At 59.0% G+C, this 17,634-nt stretch carries 16 protein-coding genes; 10 read left to right on the top strand and 6 right to left on the bottom strand.

Features of this window, described 5'->3' with window-relative positions:
* Positions 1 to 26 precede the first annotated feature (26 nt).
* The gene (ppx, locus tag ABIE13_RS05600) at positions 27 to 1,544 is read right to left on the bottom strand and encodes an exopolyphosphatase (protein ID WP_354441882.1); all 1,518 of its coding nucleotides are present in this window, start codon (positions 1,542 to 1,544) and stop codon (positions 27 to 29) included.
* A gap of 251 nt (positions 1,545 to 1,795) precedes the next feature.
* On the opposite strand from ppx, the gene pstS reads away from it, so the two are divergent.
* The 7 genes from pstS to phoR all read left to right on the top strand — a co-directional run bounded on the left by pstS (position 1,796) and on the right by phoR (position 8,712).
* Entirely contained in the window at positions 1,796 to 2,842 is a 1,047-nt protein-coding gene (gene pstS / locus ABIE13_RS05595) for a phosphate ABC transporter substrate-binding protein PstS (protein ID WP_354441881.1), read from the top strand.
* Positions 2,843 to 2,914: 72 nt separating this feature from the next.
* A complete protein-coding gene (gene pstC, locus ABIE13_RS05590) occupies positions 2,915 to 3,946 on the top strand; it encodes a phosphate ABC transporter permease subunit PstC (RefSeq protein WP_436278374.1) in 1,032 nt (343 codons plus the stop codon).
* Positions 3,943 to 4,806: a phosphate ABC transporter permease PstA gene (gene pstA, locus ABIE13_RS05585; protein WP_354441879.1), complete on the top strand. Its 864-nt coding sequence runs from the start codon at positions 3,943 to 3,945 to the stop codon at positions 4,804 to 4,806. The genes pstC and pstA overlap by 4 nt, the downstream gene beginning before the upstream one ends.
* 18 nt (positions 4,807 to 4,824) lie before the next feature.
* Complete coding sequence (pstB, locus tag ABIE13_RS05580) at positions 4,825 to 5,640, top strand: phosphate ABC transporter ATP-binding protein PstB (RefSeq protein WP_354441877.1); 816 nt, start codon at positions 4,825 to 4,827, stop codon at positions 5,638 to 5,640.
* Between the two features lie 55 nt (positions 5,641 to 5,695).
* Positions 5,696 to 6,397: a phosphate signaling complex protein PhoU gene (gene phoU / locus ABIE13_RS05575; RefSeq protein ID WP_354441876.1), complete on the top strand. Its 702-nt coding sequence runs from the start codon at positions 5,696 to 5,698 to the stop codon at positions 6,395 to 6,397.
* A gap of 178 nt (positions 6,398 to 6,575) precedes the next feature.
* Positions 6,576 to 7,304, top strand: coding sequence for a phosphate regulon transcriptional regulator PhoB (gene phoB / locus ABIE13_RS05570; protein WP_354441875.1), 729 nt, complete (start codon positions 6,576 to 6,578; stop codon positions 7,302 to 7,304).
* 100 nt (positions 7,305 to 7,404) lie between these two features.
* Positions 7,405 to 8,712 (top strand): phosphate regulon sensor histidine kinase PhoR, encoded by a 1,308-nt coding sequence (gene phoR, locus ABIE13_RS05565; RefSeq protein ID WP_354441873.1) that lies wholly within the window; start codon positions 7,405 to 7,407, stop codon positions 8,710 to 8,712.
* Here phoR and ABIE13_RS05560 read toward each other — a convergent pair.
* Both ABIE13_RS05560 and ABIE13_RS05555 read right to left on the bottom strand, forming a co-directional pair.
* Positions 8,709 to 10,064, bottom strand: a complete 1,356-nt coding sequence (locus ABIE13_RS05560) for an MATE family efflux transporter (protein ID WP_354442352.1) — start codon at positions 10,062 to 10,064, stop codon at positions 8,709 to 8,711. The two genes, phoR and ABIE13_RS05560, sit on opposite strands and share 4 nt — an antisense overlap.
* 137 nt (positions 10,065 to 10,201) lie before the next feature.
* A complete protein-coding gene (locus ABIE13_RS05555; RefSeq protein WP_354441871.1) occupies positions 10,202 to 11,914 on the bottom strand; it encodes a hypothetical protein in 1,713 nt (570 codons plus the stop codon).
* 14 nt (positions 11,915 to 11,928) lie between these two features.
* Between ABIE13_RS05555 and ABIE13_RS05550 the strand changes: the two genes are divergently transcribed.
* From ABIE13_RS05550 to ABIE13_RS05540, 3 genes are all read left to right on the top strand, one after another.
* Entirely contained in the window at positions 11,929 to 13,032 is a 1,104-nt protein-coding gene (locus ABIE13_RS05550; protein WP_354442351.1) for an amidohydrolase family protein, read from the top strand.
* 172 nt (positions 13,033 to 13,204) lie between these two features.
* The gene (locus ABIE13_RS05545) at positions 13,205 to 14,131 is read left to right on the top strand and encodes a TauD/TfdA dioxygenase family protein (RefSeq protein WP_354441869.1); all 927 of its coding nucleotides are present in this window, start codon (positions 13,205 to 13,207) and stop codon (positions 14,129 to 14,131) included.
* A gap of 73 nt (positions 14,132 to 14,204) precedes the next feature.
* On the top strand, positions 14,205 to 15,179 hold the full coding sequence (locus ABIE13_RS05540) for a Bug family tripartite tricarboxylate transporter substrate binding protein (RefSeq protein WP_354441868.1): 975 nt from the start codon (positions 14,205 to 14,207) through the stop codon (positions 15,177 to 15,179).
* Positions 15,180 to 15,387: 208 nt separating this feature from the next.
* On the opposite strand, the gene ABIE13_RS05535 is transcribed toward ABIE13_RS05540, so the two are convergent.
* The 3 genes from ABIE13_RS05535 to trxA form a co-directional block, all read right to left on the bottom strand.
* On the bottom strand, positions 15,388 to 15,642 hold the full coding sequence (locus ABIE13_RS05535) for a type B 50S ribosomal protein L31 (protein ID WP_354441866.1): 255 nt from the start codon (positions 15,640 to 15,642) through the stop codon (positions 15,388 to 15,390).
* A gap of 81 nt (positions 15,643 to 15,723) precedes the next feature.
* Entirely contained in the window at positions 15,724 to 16,989 is a 1,266-nt protein-coding gene (rho, locus tag ABIE13_RS05530) for a transcription termination factor Rho (protein WP_354441864.1), read from the bottom strand.
* A gap of 292 nt (positions 16,990 to 17,281) precedes the next feature.
* A complete protein-coding gene (gene trxA / locus ABIE13_RS05525; protein ID WP_028602370.1) occupies positions 17,282 to 17,614 on the bottom strand; it encodes a thioredoxin TrxA in 333 nt (110 codons plus the stop codon).
* Positions 17,615 to 17,634: the final 20 nt, after the last annotated feature.

Here is a 17,634-nt window from a genome sequence, read left to right as displayed (position 1 = left end):
CCCTTGCCGCCCATCCATAGGCTTGCCTAGGTCGAATGAGGGGCTTGCACCAATCTCAAGCCCCACTGCGTTTTCTGCCACGCCAGGACTTCCTCACGAAGCAGATGGGCTGATTGCGGCCAGGCTTCTGCCCAGCCTGCCCGGAACGTGAGGGTGAAACCAAGGGCTGGCCCCGGGTCTGCCACGATGACTATGTCCTGGATGTCAGGGTCCTGGCGCGCATGGCAGAAGATGACGGCCAAGCGCAGGGCCATCAACTGGCGCATGAACAGTTCGTCGCCAAAACGTTCTTCGAGCTTGCGCAGTTTTCCGCGGTGGCCGAGGACCAATTGGCTCAGGTTATGCATCTCGTGCATTGAAAATCCTGGAGCATCGGCATTGTCCAGAATGTAGGCACTGTGCTTGTGGTAGTCGGTATGAGAGATGCGTGAACCTATCTCGTGCAGCCGGGCTGCCCATTCAAGGTTGCGCTCGCAAGTCAGGCGCTCAGCCTTCTTCGAACGCGGCAGCAACTGCTCCAGCAGGTGGACCGCTGAACGGCCCACGCGCGAGGCCTGTGCCTGATCGGCACTGAATTTGGCTGCCAACCGCTCAATAGAGGAAGAGCGCACGTCTGTCTGCTTGTCTTCTCTGTCCAGGAGATCGTACAGGGCACCGTGCCGCAAGGCGCCATGCGCATGCTGCAGGGAGTCGATCTTGAGCAGCTCGAATATGGCTCGCAGGACAGCCAGACCCCCGGCAATGACCGGTTTTCGCTCTTCCTTGATGCCCTCAATGCGAAGAGCCTCCACGCGGCCGGCCTTGATGAGCCTGTCTCGCAGCCAATCCAGTCCTTCAAGGGTAATGACACCCTCTGCTGAACTGCGTCCGGCTGTTTGAAGCACATCGGCCACCGCACCTATGGTCCCGGACGATCCGTAGGCGGCTTCCCAGTGTTCGCGTGAATACGCGGTGAGTGCGTCATCCAGCACCGCCTTAGCGGCGATCTCTGCAATCTCGAACGAGCGCGCCGAAAGGGCTCCGTCCGCGAAGTAACGCATGGACCAGGCGACACTGCCAATGCGATAGGACTCCATGGTCTCGGCGGTGTAGCCCTGGCCGAGGATCATCTCGGTGGAACGGCCACCGATGTCGATGACCAGTCTTTTTTCGGCGGATTGAGGCAGCGAATGCGCCACGCCTTGATAAATCAAGCGGGCTTCCTCGCGGCCGGAGATCACGTCGATGGGGAAGCCGAGAATTTGTTGCGCCACGACAAGAAACTCTTCCCGATTGCGGGCTTCCCGCAAGGTCTGGGTGGCTACAGCGCGAACCTGCCCTGGAGCAAATCCAGCCAGCCTTTCGCCGAAACGGGCCAGACAATTCCAGCCGCGCTGCATGGCCTCTTGAGAGAGCCTTCGATCAGCGTCCAGGCCATTGCCCTGGCGTACCGTTTCCTTGTGATACTCCATAGGCTGGATCTGACCCAGCTCCAGGCGGGCGATTTCGAGGCGAAAGCTGTTTGAGCCGAGATCGACGGCGGCGAGACGAGTACCAGTTTGCATGATCCGAGGAGAGTTGGGCGCCCAGCATAGTACTCGCTGGATGTTTCATATCTTTTTGTTTGTCGTGACAGAGAGTCGCGCCGCACGCATTTACAGGCACTAATCGTCATATGACAGCGCTGCAAACGTCATGGTATCCCTGGACTAGTACAACGGCGTTCGCCCATCTTTTTGAAATTGTGTATGTCACGGTTATGTCACACAACGGTCGTACAGTCCGTTGCATTCCCCAACCACAAAGGTTCGATTTCATGACCAACTCTCGCACTTTCGTTCTTAGCAGCTTGGCTGGCCTGGCCATGTTCGGCCTGTCCGCTACCGCATTCGCTCAGGGCGTCACCGGTGCCGGCGCGAGCTTCCCCGCCCCCCTGTATTCCAAATGGGCTGCCGATTACAACAAAGCAACGAACGTTCGCGTGAACTACCAATCGGTGGGCTCCAGCGCCGGTATGCGCCAGATTGAAGCCAAGACGGTTGATTTTGGCGCTTCCGATGCCCCCCTGTCGGACGAAGAGCTGAACAAAAAAGGCTTGGTGCAGTTCCCTACCGTGGTCGGTGGCGTGATTCCTGTAGTGAACATCGTTGGCATCAAGCCGGGCGAGATGAAGATTGACGGCCAAGTGCTGGGAGATATTTATCTGGGTAAAATTACCAAGTGGAATGATCCCGCCATCGTCGCGCTGAACCCCGGCGTGAAGTTGCCTGATGCCGCCATCGCGCCTGTGCGCCGTGCGGATGGTTCCGGCACTACCTTCGCTTTTACCAACTACCTGAGCCAGGTCAACGCTGAGTGGAAGAGCAAGGTCGGCGAAGGCACGGCAGTGAACTGGCCCACAGGTGCTGGTGGTAAAGGTAACGAAGGCGTCGCTGCCTTCGTGGGCCGCCTGCCTAACTCCATCGGCTACGTGGAGTACGCCTACGTCAAGCAGAACAAGATGACTTACCTGCACATGAAAAATGCCGCCGGCAAGTTTGTCAGCCCTGACGACTCAGCTTTCAAGGCTGCCGCCGCAGGTGCTGATTGGGCCAAGTCGTTCAACCAGATCCTGAACAACAAGCCAGGCGATGCTTCGTGGCCTATCACCACGGCTACTTACATCATGATGCACAAGGTTCAGGACAAGCCTGCGCAAGCGACCGAAGTGCTCAAGTTCTTCGACTGGGCCTACACCCAGGCTGACAAGACTGCCAACGATCTGGACTACGTGCCTATGCCTGCCAGCGTGAAGGACCTGATTCGCCAGCGTGCCTGGGGCGAAATCAAGGATGCTTCCGGCAAAGCCGTCGCATTCAAGTAATCCATAGAAGACCCATCCATTCACGAGCCGGACCCAGTTCCGGCTCTTTTTCAAGTATTGGGTATAAACGTCGTGTCTTCCACTCTTCCAGTCGGCGCCGATGGCTTTGCCAGACCTGACCAACGGCCCCGGGTCACCATGAACAATCCGCCCCCCGAGCGCAAGGCTCGTTCTGGCGCAGGCACCGATGTGGTGTTTGCCCTCATTACCAAAGGCGCGGCTCTGCTGACTTTGGTCGTGCTGATCGCCATTCTGGCGTCGCTCGTCGTGGGCGCCTGGCCTGCCATTTCGCACTTCGGTCTTGGTTTCCTGACCAGTGCGAAGTGGGATCCCGTGAAACAGGAGTTCGGCGGCCTGGTCATGATCTACGGCACGCTGGTGACTTCGCTGATCGCGCTGGCGATCGCAGTTCCGGTGAGTTTCGGTATTGCGCTGTTTCTGACTGAGTTGGCGCCAGCTTGGCTTAAGCGCCCGTTGGGAACCGCTGTTGAATTGCTGGCCGCGATTCCTTCCATCGTCTACGGTATGTGGGGCCTGTTGGTGTTCGCCCCCATTCTTTCGACCTATGTGCAGCAACCTTTGCAACGCTGGTTTGGCGACTGGCCTATCCTTGGATCCTTGTTTGCAGGCCCGCCAGTAGGCATTGGCATCTTGTCGGCAGGCATTATTCTGGCCATCATGATCATTCCTTACATCGCTTCGGTGATGCGAGACGTTTTCGAGGTCACTCCGGCCTTGCTGAAAGAGTCGGCTTACGGGCTGGGCGCTACAACCTGGGAAGTGGTCTACAAAGTGGTGCTGCCCTACACCAAAGCTGGCGTTATCGGCGGCATCATGCTGGGGCTTGGCCGAGCGCTGGGAGAGACCATGGCGGTGACCTTCGTGATTGGTAACATGAACCAGTTGAATTCCATCAGCGTGTTTGAGGCAGCCAACTCCATTACTTCGGCATTGGCCAACGAGTTCGCTGAAGCGGCGCCAGGATTGCACCAGGCTTCTCTGCTGTACCTGGGTCTGGTTCTGTTCTTCATCACCTTCGTGGTGCTGGCATTGTCCAAAGTCTTGTTGTCCAAGCTGGCCAAGGGTGAAGGAACCAGAACATGAGTACCGCTTTGATGTCTGCAAGCCGCCTGTCGATCTACAACAGGCGCAAGGTTGTCAACAAGATCGCACTTACGCTGTCTCTGGCAGCCATGGCTTTCGGCCTGTTCTGGCTGACCTGGATTCTGTGGGAAACCTTGAGGCTGGGCCTGTCCGGAATCAGCTGGTCTACCTTCTCCCAGGCAACCCCTCCGCCCAATGCGGAAGGTGGTTTGATCAACGCCATCTACGGCTCTTTGATGATGGTGGGCGTGGCGACGCTGGTAGGCACGCCCATTGGTATCCTCGCTGGTATCTATCTGGTGGAGTACAACCGCAGTGGCTGGCTCGGCAGCGTGACGCGTTTTGTCAACGACATTCTGCTGTCGGCGCCTTCGATCGTGATCGGCCTGTTCGTCTTTGAAGCGGCAGTCAGGCCGTTCGGCGGCTTCTCTGGCTGGGCCGGCTCCCTGGCTTTGGCTTTGATCGTGATTCCGGTGGTGATCCGCACGACAGAGAATATGCTGCGACTGATTCCGCCAGGCTTGCGTGAGGCAGCCTATGCGCTTGGCACGCCCAAGTGGAAGGTCATCCTGGCCATTACCTTGAGAGCCGCACGAGCTGGTGTGATCACCGGAATCTTGCTGGCAGTCGCACGTATTGCCGGTGAGACCGCACCGCTTCTGTTTACCGCTTTGTCGAACCAGTTCTGGTCCGCCGATCTTTCCTCCCCCATGGCCAGCTTGCCGGTAGTGATCTATCAGTTCGCCATGAGCCCATATGAAAACTGGCAAAACCTGGCCTGGACTGGTGTGTTCATCATCACCATGGCTGTGCTTGGCCTGAATATCCTGGCGCGTTTGCTGTCCAGAACCAAGAATTGAAAACGAGAGGTTCCTAGAATGTCTGCCGTCCTTGAAGCTCCTGTCGTCGCTGGAGGCACCAGTGCCTCGGCATCCGCGTCTAAACCGAAAATATCGGTACGAAATCTGAATTTCTATTACGGGAAATTCCACGCGCTGAAGAACATCAATCTCGATATTCCTGAGAAAAAAGTTACCGCGTTCATTGGCCCTTCTGGCTGCGGAAAGTCCACGCTGCTGCGTATTTTCAATCGCATGTTTGAGCTGTACCCAGAGCAACGTGCTGAAGGGCAGATCCTGCTCGATGGCAACGATCTGCTGGACAAGAAAGTCGATGTGGCCTTGGTCCGCGCCAAGGTCGGCATGGTGTTCCAGAAGCCCACGCCGTTCCCCATGTCGATCTACGACAACATTGCTTTCGGCGTTCGTCTGTTCGAGAACCTGAACAAAGGCGATATGGACGACCGCGTGGAGTGGGCGCTGCGCAAGGCCGCTCTCTGGAATGAAGTCAAGGAAAAGCTGGGCCAGAACGGCAGCAGCCTCTCCGGAGGCCAGCAACAGCGTCTGTGCATTGCACGCGGAGTTGCCATCAAGCCTGAAGTCTTGTTGCTGGACGAACCCTGCTCTGCGCTGGATCCGATTTCCACTGGCAAGGTTGAAGAACTCATTGCCGAGTTGAAAGACGAGTACACCGTCGCCATCGTGACGCACAACATGCAGCAAGCTGCTCGTGTGAGCGATTACACAGCCTACATGTACCTGGGCGACATGATCGAGTTCGGTGAGACCGAGCAGATGTTCTTCAAGCCCAAGCGCAAGGAGACCGAGGACTACATCACGGGCCGTTTCGGTTAATCGCCTGGCGGCGATTGCACCAACGCAAACGTGACCATTCCAAGGAGAAGTATTCATGCACGAAAAGCATCTTTCCAGTCAATTCGATAGCGACCTCAACCGCGTGTCCACGCGAGTGCTGGAGCTTGGCGGCTTGGTCGAATCTCAGATTCGTCAAGCGATTTACGCCTTGTCGGAATTCAGCACAGAGGTCGCAGACCAGGTCCTGGAAACCGAGATACGCGTCAACTCCATGGAATTGGAGATTGACCGGGAACTCTCCAGCATCATTGCCAGGCGTCAGCCAACGGCCGTGGATCTTCGGTTGTTGCTGGCGATTTCCAAAACCACTGCCAACCTGGAGCGCGTTGGCGACGAAGCCAGCAAAATTGCTCGCATGGTCAAGTCCATCATTGATGCAGGGGCTGCTCGCTCGCTTCCCGCAGGTGAGCTTCGCGTAGCTGCCGACATGGCCGCCTCGCAACTGCGCAAAGCGCTGGATTCTTTTGCACGTCTGGACGTGGCTGGTGCGGTGTCCATCCTCAAGGAGGATGACTATCTGGACAGGGAGTTCGACGGATTTGTGCGCAAGCTCATCACTTACATGATGGAAGATCCGCGCACCATTTCCGCGAGCCTGGACTTGTTGTTCCTGGCCAAGGCCATTGAGCGGATTGGTGACCACGCGAAGAACATTGCGGAGTTCATCATCTACATCGTCAAGGGTGCCGATGTGCGCCACGCTTCGATGGAAGAAGTGGAATCTGCCGCACGATGAGAAATCGTGATGATCATGCACTCTTGATTCGCATGAACCCCGAAAGCTCGAAAGGCTCCGTTAGGCCCTGCCAGCGCACCCGCGGAGCTGGCTTTGCCAGGCCGCTAGGTGCGTCCCCCTTTGGGGGATGGCGCGTTAGCGCCTCAGGGGGGCTTTTTATTTCTGGAACGGCCCTGCAATGAGAACCATGCCTCGTGTATTAATAGTGGAAGATGAGGCCGCGATCGCTGAGCTGATCGCGGTGAACCTGCGCCACAACGGCTTCCAGCCCACATGGGCGATGGACAGCGAAACAGCCCAGCGAGAGCTGGATGCGGTACTGCCCGACGTCATCTTGCTGGACTGGATGCTGCCTGGAGAGAGTGGTTTGTCGCTCGCCAAGAAGTGGCGCAAGGATGCACGGACCAAGAGCGTGCCCATTCTCATGCTCACGGCTCGTGGCGATGAAGCCGACCGCGTGGCCGGACTGGACGCTGGTGCAGATGACTACATCATCAAGCCCTTCTCCACGAAAGAGATGCTGGCCAGAATCCGCGCAGTGCTGCGTCGCCGGTCGCCGGAGCAGGCAGGTGGTTCGGTGGCCATTGGCGGCTTGCTGCTCGATGCGGCCACGCATCGAGTGTCCTATGATGGGCAGATGCTCAAGATGGGTCCAACCGAATTCAAGCTCCTGCACTATCTGATGAAAAACGCTGAGCGTGTGCACAGCCGTGGCCAGTTGCTGGACAAGGTCTGGGGTGACCACGTTTTCATTGAAGAGCGTACGGTAGACGTACACGTCAAACGCCTGCGAGAGGCCTTGGGTGTGGCAGGCATCTTGATCGAGACCGTGCGCGGCGCAGGCTACCGCTTGACCGCGCAGCCATTGATCCAGATTCAGACTCCCCAGGCAGCCACGCCCACTTGAGTCCTTTCAGGCACATGCTGATTGCACAGTTTGTCTCCACCTTGCCAACGCAGGCGTGGGACACAGGAAGTGCACACCCGAGATGATTTTCCGGCTCGCGATGTTTTTTCTTGCCCAGTTGGTGGGCGGCGTGCCGGGCTGGTTTCTTGGCGGCTGGCCGGGAGCGCTCGCGGGCATGGTGCTCGGTGCGACGGTGGTGTTCATCGCCGATTCCTTGCGTGCGCAGCATTTCATACGCTGGATCACGGATCCGGACACTTCAAAGCCTCCCATGTTGCATGGCCTGTGGGGCGAGGCAGCCTATCGGGCCAGGCGGGCATTGCGCGGGCTTGAGAAAGACGCCCGTGACAGTGAGCGCAGACTGGAAGAGTTTCTGCAAGCCATTCAGGCTTCCCCCAACGGTGTGGTCCTGCTTGACCCCGAAGGCCGCATCGAATGGTGCAATCAGGCCGGAGCCGAGCATTTCGGATTCGACGCCGAGCGCGATTTGATGCAACACATCGCCAATCTGGTGCGTCAGCCCGCGTTTGCCGCCTATTACGCGGGCAAAAACTACGAGCGTGACGTCAAGCTGATAGGCCACGGTGATACAGCCACTCATCCCGTGAAGCTGTCGGCGCAGTTGCACCCCTATGGCGATGGCTACAAGCTGCTGCTGTCACGAGACGTGACGGCGCTGGCGCAAGCGGAAGCCATGCGCCGCGATTTCGTTGCCAACGTTTCGCACGAAATCCGCACCCCGCTGACAGTGCTGGCCGGATTCGTGGAAACCATGCAAAGCCTGCCTTTGTCCGAGGCTGAGCGTTCCAGCTACCTGGCCCTCATGGCTTCCCAATCCGGCCGCATGGAAACACTGGTCAATGATTTGCTGACGCTTTCCCAGTTGGAAGGCAGCCCCCCTCCAGGTGCGGGGGAGCTCGTCGACCTGGGTGCGTTGATGGCTCAGTGCGAGGTCGAAGCACGTGGGCTTTCAAGGCTGCTGCACCCCCTGGACGAAAAGCCTCAGACCTTGAACTTTGCCCCCGCGCCAGATTTCACGCTGGCAGCCTCCGTGGGGGAACTTCGAAGCGCTGCGTCCAACCTCATTAACAATGCAGTCCGATATACCCCGGGCGGAGGCACTATCGACGTGCGCTGGGAACGCTTGGCTGATAACCGTGTGCGCTTGGCTATTACGGACAGTGGCCCTGGTATTGCACCCGAGCATCTTCCCAGATTGGCTGAGCGCTTCTACAGAGTCGACAGAAGTCGCTCACGAGAATCCGGCGGTACCGGACTGGGCTTGGCCATCACCAAGCACGTGGCTCAGCGCCATGGCGGTGAATTGCAGATCACCAGCCAACTGGGCAAAGGTTCATGCTTTGCGCTGGTTTTTCCAGCTCAGCGAGTGAGGCCGGCCAAGGCTTAGGGCGTGTTACCACGCCCTGAGGGGGCATGGGTCACTCGCCTCAGCAACGTCAGGAAAATCACGGCCACCAAAGCCGTGGCTCCTGCACTAGCCATCCAGAATGCGTTGGGCGCTTGCATGGCCTCCAATGCGCCCACGCCTTTGAACGCCAGTTGGTAGCCGCCCATGAGGCCCAGTCCCCACAGCAGCAGGCAGTAGATAAGCAGAGGGGCCAGGACCATGCGGTAGCTGCGCAACACGAAAACACTCACTGCCTGGATGGCGTCTCCCAGGTGGTAAAGCGCTACCAATGTGAGCAATCCGGAAGTCATCGCAATGATCGCGGGTTGATCGACATACAGAGCCGCCAGTGGCCGCGAAAACAACATGACGAAAATGGCCAGGCCCACGGCGATACCCCCCGAAACGCCAATGCCCAGATAGGCAGCGCCGCGCGCTTTTAACGCATCACCCGCACCCAGCCAGAAACTGACGCGGGCGCTGGTGGCGATGCCCAGGGCAAGCGGCACCATGTAGAGAATAGCTGCCACGTTGGATGCGATCTGGTGGCTGGCTGACGCGAGTGTGCCCAGGCGCGCGATGAACAAAGCCATCAGCGTGAATGACGTCACTTCTACCATGACCGCCAATCCCGCAGGAATCCCTAATCGGGCAAATGCGCCAATCCGGCGCCAGTCAGGCGATTCCATGGGGGCCCAGATTCTGTAGGGTAGGTACAGTCGCTGCGTGCGCAGCAGGTAAACAGCGACGATCAGAAGGGCGTAGTTGACCAACAAGGTAGCCCAGGCGCAGCCGGCCGCACCTTGCGGGTCCAGACCGGCGCCGCCGAAGGTGAGCCAGATCGAAAGCAGCACCTTGGGTAGCAGCGCGCCCAACTGCAACACAGAGACCAGCCGTGGGTGGCCCAGGCCTTGGTTCAATGTGCTGAACAACCGAAATAGCAAAGCCGGCGGTAGCGCCCAGGCCAGGACAGCCAGGTAGCGGCTGACCTCTGTTTGCAGCTCATCAGGAACGCCCGTGGCGCGGAGCATAGGGCCAGGCGCCAGAAGGGCCCCCATGCCGACGATGATGGTCAAGCCGCACAGATAGAGTGCCTGCCTGACCGAAGGGCCTACTTCCTCACGTCTTTGCCCGCCGTGCATTTCGGCCCAAATGGGTAGCAAGGCTTGCAGTATTCCCATGAGCCCTACATAGACGCTGATGTAGACGGCTGCACCCACCGACAGCGCCGCGAGGGCGGTTTCCGAGTATCGTCCTGCGACCACCGTATCGGTCACACCGAAAGCCATGACCGCCAATTGACCCACGAGGACGACGCCTGCGTGGTGTGTGATCTGTTTGAACTCGGCCATTCTCCCTGTGGAGGCCACAGGGGTGTTAACTTTAGGCATGATTTGCCGCCGAAAAGGTGATGCGAGAGAACGGCATGTGTGGGGGATGGCAGACGCGAGCGCCTGCCCGGGCGCCAAGGCGGGCAATCATCTCAATCTCATTGAGGTGCAGGTTCGGCGCGTTTGAAGAGCAAAAGGGTGTCGCTGACATCCGTTGGGCGGGGTACTCGGTTCACAAGCGACCATTGCGATGGCGTGATCGCATGCTGAAGGTCTTTCTCGGCGTTGATATCCACCAACAGCCATGCGCAATCTGCGCTGCTGCCAAGTGGCCGCGACATCCAGCCGCCATGAAAACGGACCGCAGCCACTTGCGGCGTACTCAGCCCGTAAACCTGTACGCAGGGGGTCTCGCCAATGATGTGGCGCACCTCGCGCATCTGGGGGGCGAAGCTGCGCCCGTAATCCAGGGCAGGCAGCCAGAGCGTCATCAAGAGCAACCAGCACAGTGTGGCCCCGGCAGCAGGGAGCACCAGGCTTTTCCAAAGCGCGGTGCGGTGGCGTCCGGTGCGCCAGCGAGCTAGCAAGCCCCAGGCCAGTGTGCCGGCCAGCGCAGCAATCAGCGCCACCCACTGAAATACGGGTTCGAAGCCGGGCGCGAGGCGAGCTACGTTGGCGGCCGGCTTGGGCGGTATGCCCGTCTGGAGCGAAAGCCAAACGCCCCAGATCACGATGGCCCACGCACTGAAGAACAGTACGGTGAACCAATCGATGAATGCCGCTGCGCTGCGCTTGAAGGTGGGCAATGCGAAAGCTGCCAGGGCTGCGAGCGCGGGCAGTGCCAGCAAGAGGGATCGGTCTCCGGCGTAGGTGAAGACCGTGCCCGCTACGGGCACCACGGCCATGAAAAAGGGCAGTCCCAGGTGGCGGTGTTGTTGCATGTCAAGCAACTGATACCGCCAACGCCAGAGTGTCCAGAGCACCAGCGGCCAGACCGGCCAGGTAAACCACAGGAACAGGCGGCCCAGAATGCGCCAACGGTCCCAATCGCCCAGCGAGAGGTCAATGCTCCAGATGAATAGATCAAGGCCGAAGGCCAGTGCGAGACTGACCAGCGTACTGACCAGAACCACGATCAAGGCACGCCGGCGTGTCTGGGCCTCCAGGTGCATGACACGCGCGTTGAACAAACCGAAGATGCTGACGGCGCCATAGATGAGGGCAATCGTCGGAGCGCCGGACAGAACAAGCCCCGGCAGCCCGATCAACAGAGCCAGAGTAGAGCTCAGGTGGCGAAATGGTATGGCTGCAAATCCATAGAACACGATGGCCATGAAGCAGAGTTGGGTCAGGGCAGGCGTGGTCTCGTGGGACAACTGCGCCAGTCCCAGAGTGGCGATCAGGGCCAGCAGGCTGCCATCTGCTAGAGCGCGTGCATAGTCTGTGGGCTCAGCTTCACCACCAAACGCAAAGGCAACCGGCTGTGCACCCGGGGTGCGCGCCAGGTAATACACGGCGTACCAGGTGGCTGCGAGCGTGAGGCCAAGCATCAGCGCAAACGGAATGCGAGCCGCGAAATCAGGCGCTATCCAGGCAGGCGCCAACTGCATGGCCCAGGCTCCGATCCAAAAGGGAAGCAGGGCAGAGGTGTCCGAAGGCACGCCCATCAAGGTGGGATGCAACCAGGCCTGCCATTGGTGTGACCCCAGCAGTTCCAGCATGTAGCCGAAGGACGAAATGTCGGCGTTCTTCCAGGGCTCGCGGCCAATGTAGCCAGGCAGCACATAAACCACGCACAGCATGAGCAGTGCCCAGCGCGGCAGTCGGCGCACGGCATCTTGTGTAACGATGGCTGGACTTGGCTGATTCAAAGGGGTCTGTTCAGATGGGGGACCGAGCGATTTTGCCGCATTGTCGCGAGGGGCCATCCATGGCCAAAAATGTCCTTGGCATGCCTGTACCCAATCATCCGATCACGGTCAACGGTGGGGCATCATATTCGTTAAATCGGGGTATGGCCCCATTCCTCTTGTTGGCCTGTTTGGCCTTTCTCCCTATTTCGTCATGGTCGCAGGCCAATGACCCGGCTTCTACGTCGCGAGTGCGGCAAATGAAGGTGCAAACACCGTCTGCCGCGCCGGTAGACCCGACGGGCTCCGCGCCACCGGCGAATCCCATAACCTTTGTTGATGCACATGTACATCTCAATGATCCTGCCATGCAGCTGGATTTGATGAAGCGCTGGGGTGCAAGCGGTGCGGTGGTGTTCTGGGGTGGACGCAGCAACAACGAGTCAGTAGCGGAGGCTGCCCGGGCATTTCCTGACCGATTGATACCGTTTGCTTCTATTTCTCCGGAACGCACAGCTTATCGCCCGGCTTGGATTCAGTTTGACGAAACATTGCTCAAGCAACTCGACGACTTGCTCGCCACAGGCCTGTTCAAAGGTATTGGCGAGATATCAGCTGTGCATTTTCCGTCCGCGGGTTTCGATGAGGCTGATTTCAGCCCGCTGAGTCCCATGGTGACAGGAATAATGGAGTTGGCGCGAAAGCACCGGGTGCCCGTGATGTTGCATGTGGAGAGCACGCGAATGGCTGAGCTGAGCCAATTGCTGGAGCGCTTTCCTGATGTGCCGGCCATCTGGGCCCATGGCGGGTACACGCCGCTGTTTCTGGCGCGCCGTATGCTCGAGCGCCACCCGAATCTGTACTACGAGCTGAGCGCCCGCACCTGGCCGCACCATCCACGCTCGCCCGACTACACCATCTTGCGCGATGGCCATCAGGTCTGGCCGGAGTGGCTGCGGTTAATTGAGGCCATGCCGCATCGCTTCATGGTGGGAACCGATGCGAGCAATCGCTCCGTTTCAGCAGATGCAATGAAGTTTGCCAGTGTGCAGAACTTCCTGTCCCAGCTGTCGCCGGCCGCACGTGAGCAAGTAGGCAGCGGCACGCTGCTGAAGTTGGTGGGGACTCGGGAAAAATAAAAGCGCGCCCCGCCTGCTGAGCCTTTGAAGCGCTACCGACCAAAACCAGGGTGCGGGGCGCCCACTCAAGCTCCGCATTGCATATGCGACAACTGGGCTTGCATATTCACAAGCCTTCTTTCTCATCTTGGCCGCAGGTTCTCATACTTCATCGCAAGTAATAAGGACCTCTATGACCGTACTTGAACGTACCCGACTCGACATCCGCCCGCTCTCGGTCTTTACCGGTGCGGAAATTCATGGCGTGGACCTGCGTGAGCCGCTGGACGATGAGACCACTGCTGAGATCCGTGCAGCCCTGCTGCGCTGGAAGGTGATTTTCTTTCGCGACCAGCACATCAACCACGCTCAGCACCTTGCCTTCGCCCGGCGCTTTGGAAAACCCACGGCCGCACACCCCTACGACGGCCATCCTCCAGAGGGCTACCCGCAGATCCGCACCATCTCGTCCAAGTCCACCACAGGCCGCCGCGGCGACCGCTGGCACACCGACGTCACCGGCGTCATCAACCCACCGGCTGGCTCTATCCTGCGCGCCGGCCAGGTGCCGCCCTACGGTGGGGATACCTTGTTCACCAACCTCGCGGCGGCCTATGCGCACTTGTCGACACCGCTGCGCACCTTGGTCGACGGCTTGTGGGCTCGGCACCAGTTCGGTGGCTACAACGGCGATCTGGATAACGCCACGGTCTATGCACAGAAGGTGCGCTCCAACCCGAATGCGGCGGACCATGCCGTGGTTCGGGTGCATCCCGAGACTGGAGAGCGCGTGCTTTTCGTCAACCCTGGGTTCACGCGTCGGATCAACGACGTAGCCGAGTCGGAAAGCCGCCATTTGCTGAATCTATTGTTCGAGGAGATCTCGCGCCCCGAGTACCAGGTGCGTTTTCGGTGGGCGCCAGGCAGCCTGGCGTTTTGGGACAACCGCGCTTCTGCTCACCAGGGACCAGGCGATTTCGCCTACCTGGACACCGAGCGCGTGCTCTACCGCATCACGCTGGAAGGCGACGTGCCGGTCGGTATCGACGGGAGACCTTCGCGCTTGATTGCCGGCCAACCGTTCACTGCGTTCGACACGCCCGCAGGTGCTCCGCAGTGAGCCCGCCGGGCATCCGGACTTCGGCAAGGCAGCGCCAGCTTCCCACCTTTCCTTCATCCGTAGGAGTTCCGCAATGAAACGCCGTTCCTTTCTTCATGCCGGGGCGCTGGCCCTGCCTCTGATCACCGCCGGCGGCGCGTGGGCCCAGAGCTACCCCACGCGCAACGTGCGCATCGTGGTGCCGGTCGCGGCAGGCGGCAGCGCTGACAAGCTGGCCCGCATCCTGGCTCAGCAGCTCAGCGAGCAATGGAAGCACTCAGTGGTGGTTGAGAATGTACCGGGCGCCAGCGGTGCCATCGGCACGCTCCAGGTGGTGCGCGCGCCTGGCGACGGCCATACGCTGCTGCTGGGTGGTGACCAACTCGCGGTCAGCCTGGCAATTGGTAGCCAACTGGCCTACGACGCCCGCAAAGACTTGAAAGGCATCGTCAAGGCGGTCGTCAATCCCCAGTTGCTGGTGGCCCGACCTGGATTGGGGGTGAAAGACTTCGCAGGCTATGTCGATCTGCTGAAAAAACGCCCTGGTGAGGTCACGCTGGCCCTGCCGGGCGGCAAGGGTAGCCTGCAGCACCTGGCCGTGGAGATGCTGAACGCCCGCCTTGGCCTGCGTACCAACAACATTCCTTACCCTGGCGGTGGGCCGGCCACTCTGGACGTGTTGGGTGGCCACATTGACACCATGCTGATCACGCTGGCTGCGGCCACGCAGAATGTGCGTTCGGGCAAGCTGGTGGCTTTGGCCGTCACCACGCCGACGCGCTCCAAAGCGCTGCCGGAAGTGCCCACTCTGCAAGAGCTGGGCGTCGCTGGCTATGTGGTGGAAAGCTGGCAAGGTCTATTGGCGCCGGCTGCTACGCCTTCGGCCCTGATTGCCCAGCTCAACCGTGACGTGGTCGGCGTGCTGCGCCGACCGGACATTACCGCGCAACTGGAAGACCTGGGTTTTAACCTCTCCGCGGGCACGTCGGCGGAGGTGGACAAGACCATCGCCGAAGACGCCACGGCTTACAAGAAGGTGGTGCAGCAAGCCAATATCCAGTCGACATGATCGAGCTGTTCAGCTGACGCAGCAGCGTGTTGAACCCGGGCCCCTGATTGCCGCAGGTGTGCGAACCCTCCGGACGTGCTATGACCTAAGCGGTTGCGTCGTTCTTCACGCGGTCGCTCAGGGGGGCACTTGCGATTCCGGTTAAATGAAAAAAAGGGGTAGCACGGATGACCGTGCTACCCCTTTTTGGGTACTTGGGTGCGAGTACTTAGCGCGCCACTTTACCGAAGCGGTTACGGAATTTCTCAACGCGGCCACCCATGGTGTCCACAGATTTCTGTGTGCCGGTGTAGAAGGGGTGCGATTCGCTGGAAGTATCGAGCTTGAAGAGGGGCAGGTCGCGGCCATCATCCATCTTCACGGTTTCCTTGGTAGGAACGCAAGAACGGGTCACGAACTTGAAGCCGTTGGAGAGGTCAACGAAGCAAACTTCGCGGTAGTCGGGGTGAATGCCTTCACGCATGATCAAAATCCTTGTATTTACGTTGCGGGAGCCGCGCCAGCCTGTCCGGCGTACTTTCCGATAAACCTCGCATTATAAGCGTTATCCGCCTCTGCGCATCATGTCGAAGAATTCGACGTTGGTTTTGGTCGCTTTCATGCTCTTCAAAACCATTTCCATGGATTCGACCTCGTCCATGTTGTACATGAATTGGCGCAGGATGCGTGTTTTTTGCAACACTTCAGGAGCCAGCAGCAACTCTTCGCGGCGGGTACCGCTGCGGTTGAGCTGGATCGAGGGGAACACCCGCTTTTCGTACAGGCGACGATCCAGATGAATCTCGCTGTTACCCGTGCCCTTGAATTCCTCAAAGATCACTTCGTCCATGCGGCTGCCGGTGTCGATCAAGGCGGTAGCGATGATGGTCAGGCTTCCGCCTTCTTCCACATTTCGCGCAGCGCCGAGGAAGCGCTTCGGACGGTGCAGTGCATTGGCATCGACACCGCCTGTCAGCACTTTGCCGGACGAAGGAACGACGTTGTTGTAGGCGCGGGCCAGGCGGGTAATGGAATCCAGCAGGATCACCACGTCTTTTTTGAGTTCCACCAGGCGTTTGGCGCGCTCAATCACCATTTCGGCGACGTGCACGTGACGGGCTGCAGGCTCGTCAAAGGTGGAGGCAATCACTTCTGCTTTCACAGAGCGCTGCATTTCGGTCACTTCCTCAGGGCGTTCGTCCACGAGGAGCACCATCATGTGGGCATCAGGGTAGTTGGCGGCGATGGCGTGCGCAATGGTTTGCATCATCACCGTCTTGCCGCTCTTGGGGGGCGCCACGATCAAGGCACGCTGGCCTTTGCCGATAGGGGCAATGACGTCAATCACGCGGCCGGTGATGTTTTCTTCACCTTTGAAGGCATCACGTTCCAGGCGCATCTGTTCACGGGGGAACAAAGGCGTCAGGTTTTCAAACATCACCTTGTGCTTGTTCTGCTCTGGCGGGCCACCGTTGACGGCGTCCAGTTTGGTCAAAGCGAAATAACGCTCGCCATCTTTGGGAATACGCACTTCACCTTCGATCATGTCGCCGGTGTGCAGGTTGAAGCGTCTGACCTGGCTGGGGCTGATGTAGATGTCGTCGGTGCTGGCGGTATAGCTGGTGTCAGGGCTGCGCAAGAAACCGAAGCCATCGGGCAGTATTTCGAGAACGCCATCGGCGAAAACCTGTTCGCCGGCTTTGGCGCGTTTTTTGATGATGGCGAACATCAGCTCTTGCTTGCGCATACGGCCAACGTTTTCAATCTCAAGGGCCTCGGCCTGCTTGAGTACTTCAGACACGTGCAGTGCCTTGAGTTCGTTCAAATGCATGAATGCTTGTCCTGCGATGGGGCCACCCGGATGCGCGACCAGAAAAAAACTGAAACTGAATGAAGACAGAGGGGAGTGGATGGAGGCTCAGGCAGAAGGCCTGATCTCTGGTGCCCTGGACTTCAGAGCACGGGGCTGACGTTCACTTGCGCGTCAGCAATGAGGAAAGATTATGACAGGAAAAACGCCGGTGTTGCGTGGGAATGCTTAGCCGGCGCGAGAGAACTCAAAAAAACGTGTGCTTTGAGGCCTGACAAGCGCGCAATAGGGGCGCAAGATAGGCGCCAGGGTTTCAGGCCAGTTGCTGGTCGATGAACTGGGCCATCTGGGCCTTGGTCATCGCACCAACTTTGGATGCGGCGAGTTGGCCGTCCTTGAACACCATCAGCGTAGGGATGCCGCGAATGCCGTATTTGGCAGGAATAGCGCGGTTCTCGTCCACATTCACCTTGGCGATCTGGAGTTTGTCGCCATATGTACCTGCCAGCTCGTCAAGAGCTGGAGCGATGGCTTTGCAAGGGCCGCACCATTCGGCCCAGAAGTCCACCAGCACGGGTTTGCTGGACTGAAGAACGTCAGTTTCGAAAGAGCTGTCGCTCACATGCTTGATCAAATCGCTGGCCATGAAAATCCTCGAAAAAACGG

It is taken from the genome of Ottowia thiooxydans (assembly GCF_040548795.1).
GTDB lineage: Bacteria > Pseudomonadota > Gammaproteobacteria > Burkholderiales > Burkholderiaceae_C > Ottowia > Ottowia thiooxydans_A.
This window is presented reverse-complemented; position numbering and strand designations above follow the sequence as displayed.